At 43.7% G+C, this 17,999-nt stretch carries 19 protein-coding genes, 2 pseudogenes and 1 riboswitch; of the genes and pseudogenes, 2 read left to right on the top strand and 19 right to left on the bottom strand.

Going from position 1 to position 17,999, the window contains the following annotated elements; genetic code table 11:
* Positions 1-48: 48 nt before the first annotated feature.
* The 13 genes from MHZ92_RS13655 to MHZ92_RS13595 form a co-directional block, all read right to left on the bottom strand.
* Positions 49-450, bottom strand: a complete 402-nt coding sequence (locus MHZ92_RS13655) for an Asp23/Gls24 family envelope stress response protein (protein ID WP_239432266.1) — start codon at positions 448-450, stop codon at positions 49-51.
* A 55-nt stretch (positions 451-505) separates the two neighbouring features.
* Positions 506-1,852 (bottom strand): acetyl-CoA carboxylase biotin carboxylase subunit, encoded by a 1,347-nt coding sequence (accC, locus tag MHZ92_RS13650; protein WP_239432265.1) that lies wholly within the window; start codon positions 1,850-1,852, stop codon positions 506-508.
* Positions 1,853-1,866: 14 nt separating this feature from the next.
* On the bottom strand, positions 1,867-2,394 hold the full coding sequence (accB, locus tag MHZ92_RS13645; RefSeq protein WP_239432264.1) for an acetyl-CoA carboxylase biotin carboxyl carrier protein: 528 nt from the start codon (positions 2,392-2,394) through the stop codon (positions 1,867-1,869).
* 145 nt (positions 2,395-2,539) lie between these two features.
* Complete coding sequence (locus MHZ92_RS13640; protein ID WP_239432263.1) at positions 2,540-3,082, bottom strand: SpoIIIAH-like family protein; 543 nt, start codon at positions 3,080-3,082, stop codon at positions 2,540-2,542.
* Entirely contained in the window at positions 3,069-3,491 is a 423-nt protein-coding gene (locus MHZ92_RS13635) for a hypothetical protein (protein ID WP_239432262.1), read from the bottom strand. The genes MHZ92_RS13640 and MHZ92_RS13635 overlap by 14 nt, the downstream gene beginning before the upstream one ends.
* 66 nt (positions 3,492-3,557) lie before the next feature.
* The gene (locus MHZ92_RS13630; RefSeq protein WP_239432261.1) at positions 3,558-3,725 is read right to left on the bottom strand and encodes a hypothetical protein; all 168 of its coding nucleotides are present in this window, start codon (positions 3,723-3,725) and stop codon (positions 3,558-3,560) included.
* An 8-nt stretch (positions 3,726-3,733) separates the two neighbouring features.
* Complete coding sequence (locus tag MHZ92_RS13625; protein ID WP_239432260.1) at positions 3,734-4,633, bottom strand: stage III sporulation protein AE; 900 nt, start codon at positions 4,631-4,633, stop codon at positions 3,734-3,736.
* A 15-nt stretch (positions 4,634-4,648) separates the two neighbouring features.
* Positions 4,649-5,026 (bottom strand): SpoIIIAC/SpoIIIAD family protein, encoded by a 378-nt coding sequence (locus MHZ92_RS13620; RefSeq protein ID WP_239432259.1) that lies wholly within the window; start codon positions 5,024-5,026, stop codon positions 4,649-4,651.
* Positions 5,026-5,235 carry a SpoIIIAC/SpoIIIAD family protein gene (locus MHZ92_RS13615; protein ID WP_239432258.1) on the bottom strand — a complete coding sequence of 70 codons (210 nt, stop codon included), beginning with the start codon at positions 5,233-5,235 and terminating at the stop codon, positions 5,026-5,028. Before MHZ92_RS13615 ends, MHZ92_RS13620 begins: the two co-directional genes overlap by 1 nt.
* 138 nt (positions 5,236-5,373) lie before the next feature.
* Entirely contained in the window at positions 5,374-5,931 is a 558-nt protein-coding gene (gene efp, locus MHZ92_RS13610) for an elongation factor P (RefSeq protein WP_239432257.1), read from the bottom strand.
* Between the two features lie 21 nt (positions 5,932-5,952).
* Positions 5,953-7,011, bottom strand: coding sequence for a M24 family metallopeptidase (locus MHZ92_RS13605; RefSeq protein WP_239432256.1), 1,059 nt, complete (start codon positions 7,009-7,011; stop codon positions 5,953-5,955).
* On the bottom strand, positions 7,008-7,454 hold the full coding sequence (gene aroQ, locus MHZ92_RS13600) for a type II 3-dehydroquinate dehydratase (protein WP_239432255.1): 447 nt from the start codon (positions 7,452-7,454) through the stop codon (positions 7,008-7,010). Before aroQ ends, MHZ92_RS13605 begins: the two co-directional genes overlap by 4 nt.
* A gap of 74 nt (positions 7,455-7,528) precedes the next feature.
* Positions 7,529-7,945, bottom strand: coding sequence for a hypothetical protein (locus tag MHZ92_RS13595; protein WP_239432254.1), 417 nt, complete (start codon positions 7,943-7,945; stop codon positions 7,529-7,531).
* Between the two features lie 175 nt (positions 7,946-8,120).
* On the opposite strand from MHZ92_RS13595, the gene MHZ92_RS13590 reads away from it, so the two are divergent.
* A complete protein-coding gene (locus MHZ92_RS13590) occupies positions 8,121-9,104 on the top strand; it encodes a DUF1385 domain-containing protein (protein ID WP_239432253.1) in 984 nt (327 codons plus the stop codon).
* Between the two features lie 49 nt (positions 9,105-9,153).
* Here the strand turns inward: MHZ92_RS13590 and MHZ92_RS13585 are convergent.
* The 3 genes and pseudogenes from MHZ92_RS13585 to MHZ92_RS13575 form a co-directional block, all read right to left on the bottom strand.
* Positions 9,154-10,272, bottom strand: a pseudogene (locus MHZ92_RS13585) (vitamin B12-dependent ribonucleotide reductase); the annotation flags it as partial.
* Between the two features lie 255 nt (positions 10,273-10,527).
* Positions 10,528-11,970: pseudogene (locus MHZ92_RS13580) on the bottom strand (vitamin B12-dependent ribonucleotide reductase); the annotation flags it as partial.
* Between the two features lie 172 nt (positions 11,971-12,142).
* Complete coding sequence (locus tag MHZ92_RS13575) at positions 12,143-13,012, bottom strand: lipoate--protein ligase family protein (RefSeq protein WP_304649613.1); 870 nt, start codon at positions 13,010-13,012, stop codon at positions 12,143-12,145.
* Between the two features lie 133 nt (positions 13,013-13,145).
* Between MHZ92_RS13575 and MHZ92_RS13570 the strand changes: the two genes are divergently transcribed.
* On the top strand, positions 13,146-13,463 hold the full coding sequence (locus MHZ92_RS13570) for a rhodanese-like domain-containing protein (RefSeq protein WP_255723545.1): 318 nt from the start codon (positions 13,146-13,148) through the stop codon (positions 13,461-13,463).
* A 48-nt stretch (positions 13,464-13,511) separates the two neighbouring features.
* Here the strand turns inward: MHZ92_RS13570 and gcvPB are convergent, their stop codons facing one another.
* The 3 genes from gcvPB to gcvT are packed head-to-tail and all read right to left on the bottom strand — an operon-like array spanning position 13,512 to position 17,448.
* Entirely contained in the window at positions 13,512-14,990 is a 1,479-nt protein-coding gene (gene gcvPB / locus MHZ92_RS13565) for an aminomethyl-transferring glycine dehydrogenase subunit GcvPB (RefSeq protein ID WP_239432250.1), read from the bottom strand.
* Positions 14,983-16,329 (bottom strand): aminomethyl-transferring glycine dehydrogenase subunit GcvPA, encoded by a 1,347-nt coding sequence (gcvPA, locus tag MHZ92_RS13560; RefSeq protein ID WP_239432249.1) that lies wholly within the window; start codon positions 16,327-16,329, stop codon positions 14,983-14,985. The genes gcvPB and gcvPA overlap by 8 nt, the downstream gene beginning before the upstream one ends.
* Positions 16,330-16,350: 21 nt before the next feature.
* Positions 16,351-17,448 (bottom strand): glycine cleavage system aminomethyltransferase GcvT, encoded by a 1,098-nt coding sequence (gene gcvT, locus MHZ92_RS13555; protein ID WP_441347711.1) that lies wholly within the window; start codon positions 17,446-17,448, stop codon positions 16,351-16,353.
* Between the two features lie 328 nt (positions 17,449-17,776).
* A riboswitch (glycine riboswitch) is annotated at positions 17,777-17,869 on the bottom strand.
* Positions 17,870-17,999: the final 130 nt, after the last annotated feature.

Below are 17,999 nucleotides of genomic sequence, written 5' to 3'. Positions count from 1 at the left end.
TAGCATAACAAGTTGAAAAGCACCATCCAATGGACGATGCTTTTCAGATCATTCTGTTTCGGTAGAAGTATCGAAATCGATGCCAGTTATATGGACGTTTACTTCTTCGGTCTCAAGTGAAGTCATATTGTAGACGGCTTGTCGAACTTGTTTTTGGATTTCCGTTGCTACAGCTGGAATCGAGTAGCCATATTGGACGACACAATACACATCGATGACGAGTTTATCGCCGGTCCAATCTGTCTTGACCCCTTTTCCATGGAAAACTTTGCCGAATTTCTCTGCTACCCCTGTTGCAAAGTTACCTTTTGTCGTCGCAACACCGTCGACTTCGTTCGTTGCAATGCCGATGATGACTTCAAGCACTTCAGGAGCAAGTTGCACACGCCCTAAAACCTCGTCTCCCTTTGAACTCTTTCCTGCAAATGAAGGATTTGCCTTATCAGCCATTCCACTTCTCCTCCCTCTCATATACATTTCAATAAAAGAAGCAATCCTACTTGATTTACTTCATAACTGTATATTTCTCAAGGAACTTCGTATCGAAATCGCCAGACTTGAATATTTCATGATCCATTAAATTCAGATGGAAAGGAATCGTTGTATCGACCCCTTCGATGATGAATTCATCGAGTGCGCGTTTCATTCTTGCCACTGCTTCCTCGCGTGTATCAGCATGGACGATCAGCTTTGCCACCATGGAATCATAGAACGGCGGAATTGTGTATCCAGTGTACATTGCAGAATCAACCCTTACCCCGAAACCGCCTGGAGGCATATACATCTCCACTTTTCCTGGTGATGGCATGAAATTTTTCGAAGGATTTTCAGCATTGATCCGGCATTCGATTGCCCATCCGTTAATTTTAATATCCTTTTGGCGGAATGCTAGTTCTTCACCCGATGCAACTTTGAGTTGCTGTTGAATCAAATCGATTCCGGTAATCATTTCAGTTACTGGGTGTTCGACTTGAATACGCGTGTTCATTTCCATGAAATAAAACTCATCGTTAATATGATCGAAAATGAATTCAACGGTTCCTGCGCCTCTATAGTTGACGGCCTCTGCAGCTTTAACTGCAGCTTTCCCCATCTTTTCACGCATTTTCGGAGTTAGAGCAGGTGAAGGTGCTTCCTCCACAAGTTTCTGCATCCTTCTTTGAATGGAACAATCGCGTTCCCCTAAGTGAATGGTATTGCCATGCTTATCTGCAAGGACTTGCACTTCAACGTGCCGGAATTCTTCAATATACTTTTCAAGATATACGCCAGGGTTACCGAATGCCGCTGCTGCTTCCTTCTGCGTGATCTTAATGCCGCTGACGAGCTCTTCTTCATTTCTGGCAACTCTGATCCCTTTACCACCGCCGCCAGCAGTTGCCTTAATGATGACCGGGAAGCCGATTTCTTGTGCTACTTTCAAGCCTTCGACCTCATCCGCGACAATACCGTCGGATCCTGGGACAATCGGAACTCCAGCCTGCTTCATCGTTTCCCTCGCCACGTCTTTTGTTCCCATTCTGGAAATTGCATCAGCAGTAGGACCGATGAATTCGATATTTACTTCTTCACAAAGTTCCGCGAAGCTTGCATTTTCTGCAAGAAAACCATAACCAGGATGTATTCCGTCACAACCCGTCAATTTTGCGACGCTAATAATATTTGAAAAGTTCAAATAGCTATCCTTTGAAAGCCTTGGTCCAATGCAATATGCTTCGTCAGCAAGTTCTACATGGAGTGCATCTCGATCTGCTTCCGAATAGACCGCTACTGTCTCTATACCCATCTCTTTGCAAGCCCGGATAATTCGAACCGCTATTTCGCCCCGGTTTGCTATCAATACTTTTCTCATCTTTGTTTCCCCCCTCACTTCTGTTTAACAAGGAAGAGAGGCTGTCCATATTCGACCAATTGACCGTCTTCCACTAGGATCTCCACGATTTCTCCCGAAACTTCCGCTTCGATTTCGTTAAAGAGTTTCATCGCTTCAACGATGCACACGATTGAATCCGGTTTAACGGAGTCACCTTTTTTAACGTAAGGGTCCGCATCAGGGGATGAAGCTTGGTAGAATGTACCGACCATTGGTGACGTTATTTTATGCAAGGATGGATCGTCTGCTGCATTGGAAGTAGTTGTTGCAGTCTCCTTGTTCTCTTGTTCAGCAGGTGCTTGTGCTTGCTCTTGCTGTTCCTTCTTTGGTTGTTGGATGGCAGGTGCCGCTTGCTGAACAGGCTCCTCTTTCCGCTGCTGTTCAACGTGAACCGGTTGTTGCAACCCGTTCATCCCTTTTTCCAATTTAATTTTCGTTCCTTCTGATTCGAATGTAAATTTTTCAATTGATGACTGATCAATTAATTTAATGATTTCACGTATTTCTTGAATTTTCAACATGACAATTCTCCTGACTCATTTTTATTTACGTACCTCCTCCCTATTTTAGACGTTTTTCATGCATTTTGAAATAGATATACTGGATTTGCTCTGTTTTTAGGGCAAAATAAAAAGAAAAAGACCCTTTTAGGGCCTCCTATAAGCTTTATCGTTCCATAAAGACGACTTGTACAGTTCGCGCATCTTCCCAACTCGTCAATACATATTGTGTAATTTCAGCTGCCATTTTTGTAGAATGTCCCCCGTCTTCCGATATTACGGAAACAGTCACTTTGCCATCGTCTTTGCGGACGAACGCTTCCGGGTAGCCTAGCGCCTTTAACTGAGTTTCCATCAAAGCCTCAGCAGATGAACGTTTTGTAAGTTCTGCCATCTCATCATATGCTGCGCTTTTTTCTTCGGCGGTTGTATCCGGGGAAAGTACTTTGGATGTCAATTGATCCTTCAAGGTACTTCTTTCATTTTGAACTTGCATTCTCATTTCTTCAAATAACATCGAGTCTGCATAAACGGTTTTTGTTTTACTTTCAGTTTCTCCCGGTGTTGATACGGTGACTGCATCGTTATCTCCGAAAATCGCCATTCCATCTAAACTCATTGGTTGTTCATTCCTCAAATAGTAGATGGAGATGACCGCTACTAAACTTAGTAAAGTTAAGAACCAGACTGTTCGTTTATTCGCTTTCAACATATATCCCCCTTTTCATTTCTTCGACGACTATCCGATGTTCAGGCATTTGAAGAACCGTCGACAAGATTCGAGTTAATTCATTTTTCATTCTAGGATTGTCCGCTCCTTCTGCAACAATTAACACACCTTGGAGCGGATTCTTTCTTCCCGATGTGGTACTGGAGCCGGAGAAGTAATCCGACAATGGGCTTGGCTCCTCTTTTTGTTCATAGTAGGGATAGATGATCACTTCCCCGATCCCTTCTATTTTCATCAATGCTTGTTCAAGTGCAGCGAATTCCCGGCTCTCCTCCCCTTTCCCTTTCTCCCCTCCCATCGAACCAACCGTTGAATTGATGAAAATGATGAGGATCGCGAATAGCATACCGATGAAGAGCATATGAACTTTTCTTTTTGATTTTTGCATATGATCACCATTTCATCCCTTCTAGACGGATATGGTTCGTGTTTCTATGTTGCATATTATGCTTGTTCAGAAGAGGCTATGACCAAAAATTCTCGTGATGGAATGAATGATCCAAATTCCCATTGCTATTTTTACAAGCGGAAGAAATTCCTCCTCCTGCGCATCGGGCAACAATAATAATAAAATGGAGGACAATACTGTAATCAGTAATACGCCTGTCAAAAACTCGAACATACGACTCCTCATTTCACCGCTGTGATCAATTTGACTAGGATGACAGTAAACAAAGCGGTATAGATGAATGCGAAAGCGACGAGGAACGAGACGGCGCATAGAACGAATAACGTCTTTCCGATATCATCAAGAATGCCGGTTATGTCTTCGTCAGCGAAAGGCTCGATAAGGGCAGCCGTCCAGCGGTATAAAAAGCCGGTTAACAACGTCTTCAACGTCGGCACCAGTGCAACGGACCAAATCGTAATGATGAGCCATGCCCCTATAAAAACGCTCGCGCCTGATGAATAGCGCCCGATTGCTCCTAAACTATCCGTCATGAAAGACCCAATTAGCGGGATATTTTGTCGGATCAACTCTTTAATCGGTTCGCTTGTCACACCCGTCATAGCCCAAGAGATTGTTCCCCCCGCAGTTATGAAGATAGAATACGCGGCAACAGAAGCTGAAACGAGTGCGATTAAAGAAGTACGGAGCAAATCAGCCATCTTCGTAAATGGAACTTGCGGATGGAATCTCGATACGATGTCAAACAGCATCGCAGCAGACAATAACGGTATAAGGACCTTATCTGCTAGAATGACTGCACCATTCGCAAACAACAACATGGCGGGTTGAAAGTTCAGCATGCTGAAAGAACCGCCCGAAGCTAAAATAGCTCCGGTCAATAACGGATAAATGGAAATAAACATTGTTGCGACCGTCTGTGTGATGGACCTTATCATTTGCAGATGTTCATATGCAGGATACAGAACAACCGTCAGCACGATGAAAAATAGAAAAGTTCTCGTCCATCTGCTGAACGAGGGAAAAAGAAAATCGAGTACTAACGCCATGAAAGTTGAAATGATGACGATAATGAAACTGGATAGAACTGTCCCGATTACGGATTCTAGTATAGGCATCATGGATTCTTCATCCGATCATTTAATGATGAATTTGGAGAGCGTGTCGAGCAACATGGACAATTGCGGGAGCCATAGTGACAGGATTGCGATTTTAATAGCGACATGAGCAATCATTGCGATTGATTCGTATCCTGCTTCGGCAACATGCTTTGCAATCAATTCTGAGAAATAAAACAAAAAGACGCTTCCGATCAAAAGCTTCGCATAGGATCCTGGCAACGAGTCAAATAAGTCCAAGAATGTTTTTCCGAAAGGTATGATAATCGTCATACCGACATACGACAAAAAGAAAAAGAAAATGGCGGCGTATATGATCGGCTGCAAGCTTTTGGAAGCGAAAGACACGATTAACAGAAGGAGGTAGATGGCGACCAAGTGGAAAAGCGTAACCATTAGAAAGCCAAGGAGAGCCACTGAAAGAACTCGGCAATTTCCGAAAAGAAAATCCTAAGGAAACGGAGCATTTCGGCGGCGATATAAATATAGGCTACGAAAAAAAGAAAAAACGAGAACTCCTTCTTACCGGTCTGTTCAAAAAACACATGTAAAAAACCAATGACCAATCCGATACCTGCAATGCGTAATAAATCACTCAATTCCAATTCGGGTTCCCCCTTCATGTAAACACCTTATGAAAGGCTACACAAGAATATGATGGAGTTTTCGAATCATAATGGAATCTTGCTATGGAATACAAAAACACCCCGACTTCCATAAGGAGTCGGGGTGAAATCTTTTTATTATGCTCTTGATACGTATTCACCTTCATCTGTGTTGATGATTAGTTTATCACCAACATTTACGAAGAATGGAACTTGGACGACGAGGCCTGTTTCCAATGTAGCTGGTTTGGATCCACCGCTTGCCGTGTCGCCTTTTATACCTGGCTCAGTTTCAGTCACTTCAAGAGTAACTGTTACAGGAAGCTCAACACCGAGGATTTCACCTTTGAATGAGATGATATGGACTTCCATGTTTTCTCTCAAATAGTTTAATTCCTCTTCAATTTGGGATGAAGGCAATTCGATTTGCTCATACGATTCATTATCCATGAATACATGGTCATCACCGTTTGCATACAAATATTGCATGCGTCGATTATCAATTTGCGCCTTTTCTACTTTCTCTCCCGCACGGAATGTTTTTTCATTCACATTACCAGTGCGCAAATTGCGTAGTTTTGAACGGACGAAAGCTGCACCTTTTCCTGGCTTAACGTGTTGGAAATCGATGATGCGCCAAATATCCCCTTCAAATTCAATGGTAAGTCCTGTTTTAAATTCGTTTACTGAAATCATGCTTTTTCCTCCATTATGTCGTTATAGGATGATCAATTCTTTAGGTGAGTGCGTCAAACGAACATTGCCGTCTTCCGTAATGATAATATCATCCTCGATGCGGACACCGCCAATTCCAGGTAAGTAAATGCCCGGCTCAACAGTGACAGTCATGTTCGGTTCAAGTACAGTTTCCGAACGGAATGACAATGCCGGTCCTTCATGGACTTCCAAGCCGATGCCATGGCCCGTCGAGTGTCCGAATGCATCCCCATAGCCCATTGACTTAATATAGTCTCTGGCAATTGCATCCGCTTCTATTCCTGTCATACCCGGTTTAATCTTTTCCAAAGCCGATATTTGCGCTTTAAGCGTCACTTCGTAGATTTCCTTCATTTGCTCGGATGGTTCGCCTACCGCGACAGTCCGGGTAATATCAGAAATGTATCCATTGTAAAGAGCCCCGAAATCCAACGTGACGAGCTCGCCGGATTGGATTACTTTGTCCGATGCAACTCCATGTGGCAATGCTCCACGTTCCCCTGAAGCCACAATCGTATCAAACGAAGATGAAGTTGCGCCTAGTTTTCTCATATACATTTCAAGTTCGTTTGAAACTTCAAGTTCAGTTACACCCGGTTTGATGAATGTACAAATGTGCGCAAATGCGTCATCCGCAATTTTTGCAGCTTGCTTAAGGATTTCGATTTCGTCATCGGATTTTACTAAACGAAGCTTTTCTACAATGCCGGATACCGGTTTCAATTGTGCATCCACTTTGTCATTATATAATTCGTACGTACCAAAAGAAACATTATCTTTTTCAAAGCCTAATGTCTTGATTTTCATCTGTTTCACTTGATTAGCGACTTCTTCAATCATCGTTTTTTCGTGCTTAACGATTCTAAAACCTTTTACTTGCTTCGCCGCCTGTTCCGTATACCGGAAATCGGTGATGAAAACCGCATCGTCAGCTGAGACTACTGCAACACCAGCACTTCCCGTAAATCCTGTCACATAACGCCGATTATATTGATTCGTGACAAGTAGTGCATCTAAACCGTTTTCAGTTAACGCTTCCCGTAATTTTGACAGTTTCATAGTTTTACCCCTTTTCTTCGGAGAAGGAAAGCCCGGAGTGCAAGCTCGTAACCGCTTGTGCCAAAGCCGGATAATTGTCCGATGCAAACAGGTGCGATCATTGAAGTATGTCTGAATGTCTCCCGACTATGTATATTCGAAATATGAACTTCGATGACCGGAACATCGACAGAAGCGATTGCATCTCGTAACGCAATACTCGTATGCGTATAAGCTCCTGGATTGAAAATGATTCCGTCACAGCCTGCATCTTCGGCTTCGTGAATTTTATTGATCAATTCACCTTCAATATTCGATTGATAAAATGTCATGTCCACAAGTTGTTCGCTAGCGATTAATCGCAAATTGTTTTCGAGGTCCTCCAACGTTTCAGCTCCATAGATACCTGGTTCGCGTTTGCCAAGGCGATTTAAATTCGGCCCATTCAGAACAAGCAGTCTCACAGCTACACCATTCCCCTCACCATTTTCTTCCCCATTTTATCATACCGTTGGAAGGGCGCAACCTATTTTATCATTCATCCGAAAGTTTTCTTCATATATATCGCGGTTCCTGTTACAAATCTGCTGACGATTGCAAGAATCGAGAAAAACGGAATGGACAGTTTTTTAAGACCTTCCGTGAGCGTATCAGGCGTATAAATAATCCATTCGATTGCTACTGTTGCGATAATGCTAATCGTAAGTGCCATGACCGCAGGTGGAATATTTGCCGCAGCTGAGGAAGCGACATAGAATAATCCAAAAACTAGCAGGAGGATGATGAAAAGGACCGCCCACTTCCATCCTTCCTCTGAAGATCCGAACCATAACCATTTCCTTCCCCATCCGACAGGTGACCAACTTATGAAATTGAAGAAATGAAGGAATTTCAACGCGCCGGTTGTGAATAACGCTGCAACGACTGTCGTCCATACCATTGTTTTATTGAACATAATGACCCCTCCTTACGAAAAGTGTCGGGAATTATGCATTTTTTTAAACCTTTAGGGTGGAGTCGTCAAGCTTTTTTTTGTACAATAGTAAGATAAGTTATGAGTTATCATGTTTCATATGTACATGATTATTTATTATGTTTTTCATCTGACAAGAGAAGGTGTTGGTTATTCCATGGCTAAAAAACAGCAACAGCCGGCATACGGTGGGCAGGCACTCATTGAAGGCGTTATGTTCGGCAGCAGAAATCATACAGTGACAGCTATTCGGCGCAAAGACGATTCCCTCGATTATTTCTATGTTCCGAAAGAGCAAAAGCCTCTTTCCACGAAATTGAAGAAGATTCCGTTCGTGCGAGGGATTGTTGCATTGATTGAATCTGCTGGAATCGGTTCAAGACATTTGACATTTGCAAATGAGCGATACGATGTAATGCCGGGTGAAGAAGTGGAAGAGAACAGCGAAGAAACGTCGAAACTTGCAATGGTCATCGGCGTCGCCGCGGTCGGAGTACTTTCATTTTTGTTCGGTAAATTCGCTTTTACGCTTGTGCCCGTCTTTTTAGCACAAATGTTTGATTTTATTGCCCCTGGTAAGACAGCTCAAATATTGCTAGAAAGTTTTTTCAAACTTACCCTATTGCTTTTGTACATTTCCCTCATTTCGATGACACCGTTAATTAAACGTGTTTTCAAATATCACGGGGCTGAGCATAAAGTAATCAACGCGTTCGAGAATGGACTTCCGCTAACCGTGCAGAATGTCCAAGCACAATCGCGCCTACATTATAGATGCGGAAGCAGCTTTTTGCTATTTACGGTCATTGTCGGGATGTTCATTTATTTCTTAGTTCCGACAGACCCTTTCTGGCTAAGGGTAGTTAATCGGATTCTCTTGATACCGGTTGTAATCGGGGTTTCTTTTGAAGTATTGCAGTTTACGAACAGCCTGCGAAACATTCCAGTATTGAAATATTTAGGATATCCGGGACTGTGGCTCCAGTTGTTGACGACGAAAGAACCCGATGATAAGCAAGTGGAAGTAGCGATCGCCTCTTTCAATAAACTACTTGAAATCGAAGAGCAAGGAATTGAAAGTGTTGATATTTTGAAGTCGACTGACACAAAAGTACAAGATTCGACAGTTCCAGTAAATTAAAAAGGAAGTGCCCCAACGTTTGGGCACTTCCTTTTTTATATAGACTAGATTAGAGACCACATTTCAACTGGGCATTACAGTTCGTACATGTATTGCAGCCGCCCATTTCCTCGACAGTACCTTTTCTGCAAACAGGGCATGTGTCGCCGACTTCTGAACCGATTGTGACGTTCGTCGAACGCAAGTCCTGGATCGTGTTAACGAGTACGACTTTTCGTTGTTCGACGGCCTCTTCCACATAGTCAGAGTCCATTTTATTTTCTTCGGCTTTCAGCGTCAGTACTTGCGAGTCACGGCTACCGTCGACATACACTGTGCCGCCTTTCGCTCCGCCTTTATAAAGACGCTCGTAGACGCTCTCCACCTGCTCGACTGTATAGCCACGCGGTGCGTTAACAGTCTTCGAAATCGAGCTATCAATCCAGCGCTGGATGATGCATTGTACGTCTGCATGCGCTTCCGGTGCTAGGCTCATTGACGAAATGAACCATTCTGGAAGGTTGTCCGGATCGGCTTCCGGATTACTTTGTAAATATTCCTCTACGATACCCGCTTTCACCTCGATGAATTTCCCGAGACGTCCGCTTCGGTAATACGTGAAGGAGAAATAAGGTTCAAGGCCGGTAGAAACGCCTACCATTGTTCCAGTCGATCCCGTTGGAGCAACAGTTAGTAGATGGGAGTTTCTAATGCCGTGTACTAGAATTGCTTCTCGTATATCTTCCGGCATTTTTTTCATGAAGCCTGTGTTAATGAATGCTTCGCGAAGTGCTTTTGTTTCTTCATCCTTCTTGCCGATCAGGAACGGGAAGCTTCCTTTCTCTTTTGCAAGCTCAATCGATTCACGATAGGCAGTTGTTGCAATAGTTTCAAATACTTTGTCGACGAGGGCATTGCCTTCTTCTGACCCATATGTCTTTTCACAATAGATCAATAGGTCGGCTAGTCCCATTACACCAAGACCGACACGGCGTTCACCGAGGGCTTGTGCTTTATTTTCTTCCAAGAAGTATGGTGTTGCATCGATGACATTGTCTTGCATACGTACACCGACACGTACAGTTTCTTTCAACTTCTCGTAGTTCACTGTTTTGGTTTCTTTATCCGCAAACTCAGCAAGGTTAACAGCAGCTAGGTTACAAACCGAATAAGGTGCTAAAGGTTGTTCCAATTTTGTTATCCTGAAGGTTTTTTATCCTCCAGTTCTTACAGTTCGTTTTCCTGTAAGTTCAGCATACATTTTGACTGCTTCACAGAAACAGCCTTGCGGTCTCGTGCCTGGATTATAGTCTGTTTTATTTAGAAAACAGGATCACCAGGTATGCGTTGCCCCTGACTGAAGTTTTACCTCCAGCCTTCGGTTCGGATTGGCGTTCACAGCTTCCCCGCTTCATCCCGCAATTTTTAACGTGAGGCGAAGTCCACCACACGGGTTTGTCGCTACGACTTGCTGTCCGTAAGCTTTAGCGTTCGTTTCGTTGTTTGCATTATCGATAAAGAAAATGCCCGGTTCAGCGGAATAGGTTGCACATATGTTAATCAGATCCCAAAGTGCGCGCGCTTTGATTGTCCGGTAGACACGGACCTCATATCCAAGACGCTCCCATTCACGCACGTCTCCAACCTTATGCCATTCCTCATTATAGGCAGCCATTTCTTCTGGGGAGTAATTTTCAACTGCAGGGAAACGGAGCTCATAATCCGCGTCCTGTTCGACGGCTTTCATGAAATCATCTGTCAAAGTAACGGAAATGTTCGCACCAGTCAGGAACTCCGGATTATGTACGGAATACGTTCCTCCGTCACGAAGTTTTGTCTCTGCGTCTCTTAAGATGGCTTCGTTGAAACCACCCATGCCCGGAATTGCCCGGTAGTTGAGGATGCCTTGGTACATTGCTTCCTCTTGGGCAGTGAGCGGTTTGAATTTCAGTTTTTCATTTGCTAGCTTCTTGATCATTTCATCTTCTGTATGTTCTAGAAGATATCGTAGAATCCGTGGATTCTGCATTTTCGAAATGATGAACTCGCAAATGTCAGGATGCCAGTCTGCTAGCATAATCATCTGGGCCCCGCGTCTCGAACCACCTTGTTCAACAAGATGTGTCAGTTTCGCGATATCATCCAACCAGGATACCGAACCAGAAGATTTTCCATTCACACCCCGTGCAAGCGTGTTGCGTGGACGTAATGTCGAACCGTTTGTTCCAACACCGCCCCCACGGCTCATGATTTCCATCACTTGTTTTCGATGATCGGAAATCCCTTCTCTCGAATCCGGGACAAATGGCATTACGTAACAATTAAAAAATGTCACTTCTGTTTCTGAACCCGCACCATAAAGGACTCGGCCCGCCGGGATAAAGTTCAACTTGGATAACTGATCATAGAACCGGTCGAAAGACTCCTTGCGCTTCTCTTCCGTCTCTTCAACGAGGGAGAGGCCAGTCGCATTCCTTTTAGCAATCTGCTCATAAAACACTTCAAGCGGTTTCTCAATCACTTCAAGAGGCCTTGTGACGATCCCATTTTCCTGTTCAACGGGATTATCGATCGAAGAACGGTATTCTGGTTCAATCCAAACATCCGCTTTTCCATTCTTCCTATCAAGAGACGTAATGAATCCTAATCCGCGAGCAGGGAATTTTGGATCCTCCTTGACCGTAAGGACGACGAAATCCCCAACTTTCAGTGTCTTCTTTTCAGTATCCTTAAATGAATAACGATCGATCATAACTAGACGGGACACCCCACTATGAACGATTTTCATATCTTCCGTTATCGGGTGAACTTGCGGAAATTCGGCAATATCCGCATTCAATTGCTGCTTGTCCAACATTGGTGTCTGCCCTTTTGAAACAATGACCATCCTTGCATCCTCCCTCTTTATTTAATTTCATCAAACACAACATGTTGTATTATGTACATTACCTAATCTACTACATATTGAAACATCAATCAACATCATACGATTTTACATTTTCATCCAAACGGCTTCACTATGACGATTCACGCTAAAAAATAGTACGAAAGATTCATAATCACTTTCTAAATGTCCAGTCTTTATTCGCATATTTCTTCTCTTCGATCTCTTTCACAAAAAGCAACTGTTCTTCCGTAAGTTCCATCGGTTGCAGAACAATATCCAATGCGGTTTCAAAGCCTCCAGCAAAAGCCGCTACGCATTCTTCCATGGATATCGGACGATCCGTTAATCTATCAATGGCGACCGCTTTCTTTGGTAAGCTTTCAAGCATCCGCTTCCTGCTTTCTTCAGAATCGAACTTGAATAAAGAGACCAATTTCTCCTCATCCAAACTTAAGAGGATTGCTCCATGCTGTAAAATGACACCTTTTTGTCTCGTTTGAGCACTTCCTGCCACCTTTTTTCCTTCTACGACTAATTCATACCAGCTCGGTGCATCGAAACAAACAGCACTTTTCGGCCTTTTCAAAATATCATTCTGTTCCTTCGACTGCGGTACTGAAAATTCGGCTTGTAGACCGAGGTTGCGGAAACCTTCCAAGAGTCCCCCAGAAATCACCCGGTACGCTTCTGTAACTGTTTCCGGCATTGCCGGGTACTGTTCTGTAACGATAACGCTATATGTAAGTTCATGTTCATGCAGGACACCTCTACCGCCGGTTGGACGGCGTACAAAACCGAGATTATGCTTCTTGACAGCTTCCAAATCGATTTCCTTTTCAACCCGTTGGAAATAACCGATTGATAACGTTGCAGGCTCCCATTCATAAAATCGCAGTACAGGTCCAATTTCCCCCCGACTATGCCATTCTAACAGTGCTTCATCAAGCGCCATATTGAATGAAGGAGAGCATTTTCCTGAATTAAGAAAATTCCAAATTGTTTTTCCCAAATCAACAACCTCCTTACGTGCAATGCATATCATTTTATCATTCCCATTGAACAAGCGCTACACATTCTTTATAATGGAACTATAGATAGAAAGGGGAAAAGCAGTTGTGGATTATATCATTTTAGGTGCAGTAGTACTCGCCATCATTTTGTATTTCGTCATTACGATGTTCCGAGTCAAAAAAGCAGTTACAAACTTAACACAAGAGCAATTTATTGAAGGTTATAGAAAAGCACAGTTAATTGATGTGCGTGAACCGAAAGAATTCGAATCAGGCCATATTTTAGGTGCACGCAACATTCCATATTCACAGTTCCGCCAGCGTTATAAAGAAATCCGTCCCGATAAGCCAGTTTATTTATACGACCAAAATGGAGGCAAGAGCTCTCGCGCGGCTCTATTTTTGAAAAAACGTGATTATACCCAACTTTACCAACTCCAAGGCGGCTTCCGTACTTGGACAGGCAAAGTGAAAAGTAAATAAAACAAAGGAGAGACCCGATAAAAGGGCCTCTCCTTTCTTTATTGACTATTAAACATTTACAGGCTCTTCTTCTTTTGTATATCTCAATACTGGTTGACGAGCAGCTTTCGTCTCATCAAGGCGGTTGATCACCGTCGTGTGAGGCGCTTCCTGTACGATTTCTGGGTTCTCTTCCACTTCCTTCGCAATTTGGATCATTGCATCAATGAAGGAATCCAAAGTCTCTTTCGATTCTGTTTCTGTCGGCTCAATCATCATTCCCTCTTCAACGTTTAACGGGAAGTAAATTGTAGGCGGATGGAAACCGAAGTCAAGCAGGCGTTTCGCCATATCCAATGTTCGTACGCCCAATTTCTTTTGGCGGCGTCCGGATAATACAAATTCGTGCTTACAATGTTGAGTATACGGCAGGTCGAAATAAGGCTCTAGTCTGCGCATCATATAGTTCGCATTCAGAACAGCATTCTCCGTAACAGCTTTCAAGCCGTCAGGACCCATTGAACGGATATATGTGTACGCGCGTAAATAGATGCCGAAGTTGCCATAGAACGGCTTGACGCGGCCGATAGATTGCGGACGGTCATATTCGAAAGTATAACGGTCATCTTCTTTCACGAGTACTGGTTTTGGCAAGTATGGTGCCAATTCTTTTGTAACGCCGACAGGACCAGATCCTGGGCCGCCACCGCCGTGAGGGCCAGTAAACGTTTTATGCAAGTTTAAATGAACCGCGTCGAAGCCCATATCGCCAGGGCGTGCTTTAGACATGACAGCATTCAGGTTAGCACCGTCATAATACAATTTTCCGCCTACACCGTGCACGATTTCAGCCATTTCAAGGATATCCTCCTCAAAAAGTCCGAGCGTATTCGGGTTTGTCAGCATGAGAGCAGCTGTATCCGGACCAACCTTGGATTTAAGGTCTTCGATATCGACAAGTCCGAATTCGTTTGATTTTACTGTCACTGTGTCAAAGCCTGCAACTGTAGCGGAAGCCGGGTTCGTCCCATGCGCAGAATCCGGTACGAGAACTTTCGTACGGTGCGATTCCCCGTTCGCTTCATGGAATGCACGGATCATCATTAGAGCAGTCCACTCTCCATGTGCACCAGCCGCTGGTTGAAGTGTGACTTCATCCATACCTGTAATTTCCGAAAGATGCTCTTGCAAATCGTACATCATTTCCATTGCACCTTGAACTGTCGATTCATCTTGTAACGGGTGAATGTGTGCAAACCCCGGGAAACGAGCAACAGCTTCGTTGATCTTCGGATTGTATTTCATCGTACACGAGCCGAGTGGGTAAAATCCTGTATCGACACCGTGGTTCCGATTCGATAACGCTGTATAATGACGCATGATGTCAAGCTCAGAAACTTCTGGAAGTTCGGCTTCTTCTTCGCGAATGAATCCACTTGGCAAGTGGTTGGAAAGTTCGATTTCCGGCACATCGAGCTCCGGCAGGCTATAGCCAATCCGACCTTCCTTCGTCAATTCAAAAATAAGCGGTTGGTTATCTTTATGCATGAAGGGCCTCCATTTCCTGCACTAATGCATCGATTTCTTCTTTCGTACGTTGCTCGGTAACTGCAAGCAAAACATGATTTTCAAGCTCAGGATATGTTAATCCAAGGTCATATCCACCAATAATTCCTTTGTCGAGAAGCTTTGCATTCAATTCTTTTACAGATTGATTGCAATTGACGACGATTTCGTTGAAATGCGCTCCGTTATATTTCACTTCGAAGCCCGCTTTTTCAAAAGCGCTTTTCGCATAAGTGGTTTTTGCGATATTTTGATAGGCGATCTCTTTGACGCCTACTTTACCGAGCGCGGTCATTGCAACAGAAGCAGCAAGAGCGTTCAACGCTTGGTTTGAACAAATATTAGATGTCGCTTTATCACGACGGATATGCTGCTCACGTGCTTGAAGCGTCAAAACATATCCACGTCGTCCTTCATTATCAGTTGTTTCACCGACTAATCTGCCAGGCATTTTTCGCATCAGTTTTTTCGTTGATGCAAAATATCCGCAATGCGGTCCGCCAAATTGCTCGGAAATCCCAAATGGTTGGGCATCGCCGACAGTAATATCAGCCCCTAATTTTCCTGGAGGTGTCAATACGCCTAGAGCAAGTGGATTGGCAGAAACTACAAATAAACCGCCTTTGTCATGTGCAACTTCGCTAATTTTCTTCAAATCTTCAATTTGACCAAAGAAGTTTGGATATTGAACGAGTACAGCTGCTGTGTTGTCATCAATTAATTCCTCAAGCGCTGCCATATCAGTAACGCCATCCTTTTGTGGAATCGTCACGATCTCAATGGATTGACCTGCTGCATAAGCCGCTACAACATCGCGAGATTCAGGATGAACTGTCTCAGAAACTAGCAGTTTTTTTCGTCGTGTATGACCTGCAGCCATCGTGCCAGCTTCGGCAAGGGCAGTCCCGCCGTCATACATGGATGAGTTGGCGATGTCCATACCAGTCAATTCACAAATCATTGTTTGGAATTCGAAAATCGCTTGCAATTCTCCTTGCGAAATTTCTGGTTGGTACGGTGTATAGGCTGTATAGAATTCGGAACGCGAAATGACATGATCGACGATGATCGGTTTATAGTGATCATACACGCCAGCTCCTAAGAAGGATGCATACGTACGCGCATTCGCGTTTTTCGCCGCAAGCTGTGCAAGTTCCTTCGTCAATGCCGATTCCGACTTCGCTTTCTTAATATTCAATTCACCTTTAAATCGGACTTTTTCCGGAATGTCCTCAAAAAGTTCATCTACAGATGCAATTCCGATTGCCGATAGCATTTCTTGACGATCGGAATCCGTCATAGGAATATAACGATGCTTCATGTCAACATGTCTCCTCTTCAATTATCTTTTATAGAAAGGTGTAGCAACCAATACTGCTTTTAGACGTTTGCCGCGGATTTCAACTTCGACTTCCGTTCCTTCGGCTGTATGTTCAGAAACAAGCAGAGCGAATCCAATATTCTTTTTCAATGTAGGCGATTGAGTTCCGGTAGTTACTTCCCCAATCTCCTCTTCACCGATGAAAACTTTATAGCCTGTCCGAGGAATCCCTTTATCAATCATTTCAAGACCGACAAGCTTTCTCGAAACGCCATTCTCCTTTTGAGCAGCAAGGACATCCTTGCCTATGAAGTCAGCTTCTTTGTTCAATTTCACGACGAATGCCAAGCCTGCTTCAAGCGGTGATATATCTTTCGATAATTCTTGGCCGTACAGCGGTAATCCCGCTTCAAAGCGAAGAGTATCGCGCGCACCTAAACCTGCTGGCACTACACCTTCCTCTTCTCCCGCTTCCAAAATGGCTGGCCATAGGGCAACAATAGATTCAGGAGATCCGTAAATCTCGAAACCATCTTCACCCGTATAACCTGTCCGGGACACAAGAACTTGATGGCCGGCAATATCAACATCTTCATTGAAACGGAAGAACTTGATTTCATCCAATGGTTCAGAAGTCAATTTTTGCAATACTTCCTGCGCTTTCGGTCCTTGTAATGCTAGCAGACCGAATTCATCGGAACGATCATCGATGACGACATCTCCGGTAGCATGCTGCTTCATCCACTCAACATCTTTATCAATGTTTGACGCGTTTACGACGAGCAAATAATCATTTTCTTTCCTTTTATAAATGAGCAAATCATCTACAGTACCGCCATTTTCGTAACACATTGCGGTGTACTGGGCTTGGCCGTCCTTCAATTTGGAGACGTCATTTGTAACGATTCCTTGTAGAAAGGCAAGTGCATCATCGCCTGAAACAAACACTTCGCCCATATGCGAAACGTCAAATAAGCCCGCCTTCGTCCGGACAGCTTCATGTTCAGCTTTAATGCTTGAAAACTGAACTGGCAACTCCCATCCTCCGAAATCAATTGTCTTCCCGCCGTACTGTTGATAACTATCGAACAATGCTGTGCGTTTCAAAGTTTCTGTCAATGCCATATCCCCCTTGAAATGAATGATAAAGTGAAACTTCAATCAGTGGGTATTTTCCACTGATTAGCAGAACAAAGGCTAAGTTCGCAACGTCCTGTTGCAACGCCTTTGTGACCTGCATCCTGCAGGCCCGAACCAATCGGGCATTTACTGGCTGTGTTCTACCACATACTTATTAGTTTGTAAGGGGTGTCTTACAGCCAGTTAATGCGGGATAAAAAAAGACAGTGGTCCCCTAGAAAAAAGAGAACCTCTGTCCGTGTACCTGAAAGTTTACCTTGCGGCTTTCCTCTTTGGTGGTCGAGAATATCGACACTCTCCAGAGACGCGTCATGTATGAGTCTTTTTGCCTGAGAGATTCATAACTTTTGTTACTTGCTCCTTCGGCGACGCCTAATGCGTGCTCTCCTCATACAATCATCCGCCATATGCAATTAAAAATAAAATGATTAAAATTCGGACAAATAACTGCCCTTTCGCTTATATCTTAACATTTCATTTTTGCAAGCGCAATCCTTTTTCAAGTATTATTATATTCACGAACGATTATT

The organism is Sporosarcina sp. ACRSL (genome assembly GCF_022346605.1).
Lineage (GTDB): Bacteria > Bacillota > Bacilli > Bacillales_A > Planococcaceae > Sporosarcina.
This window is presented reverse-complemented; position numbering and strand designations above follow the sequence as displayed.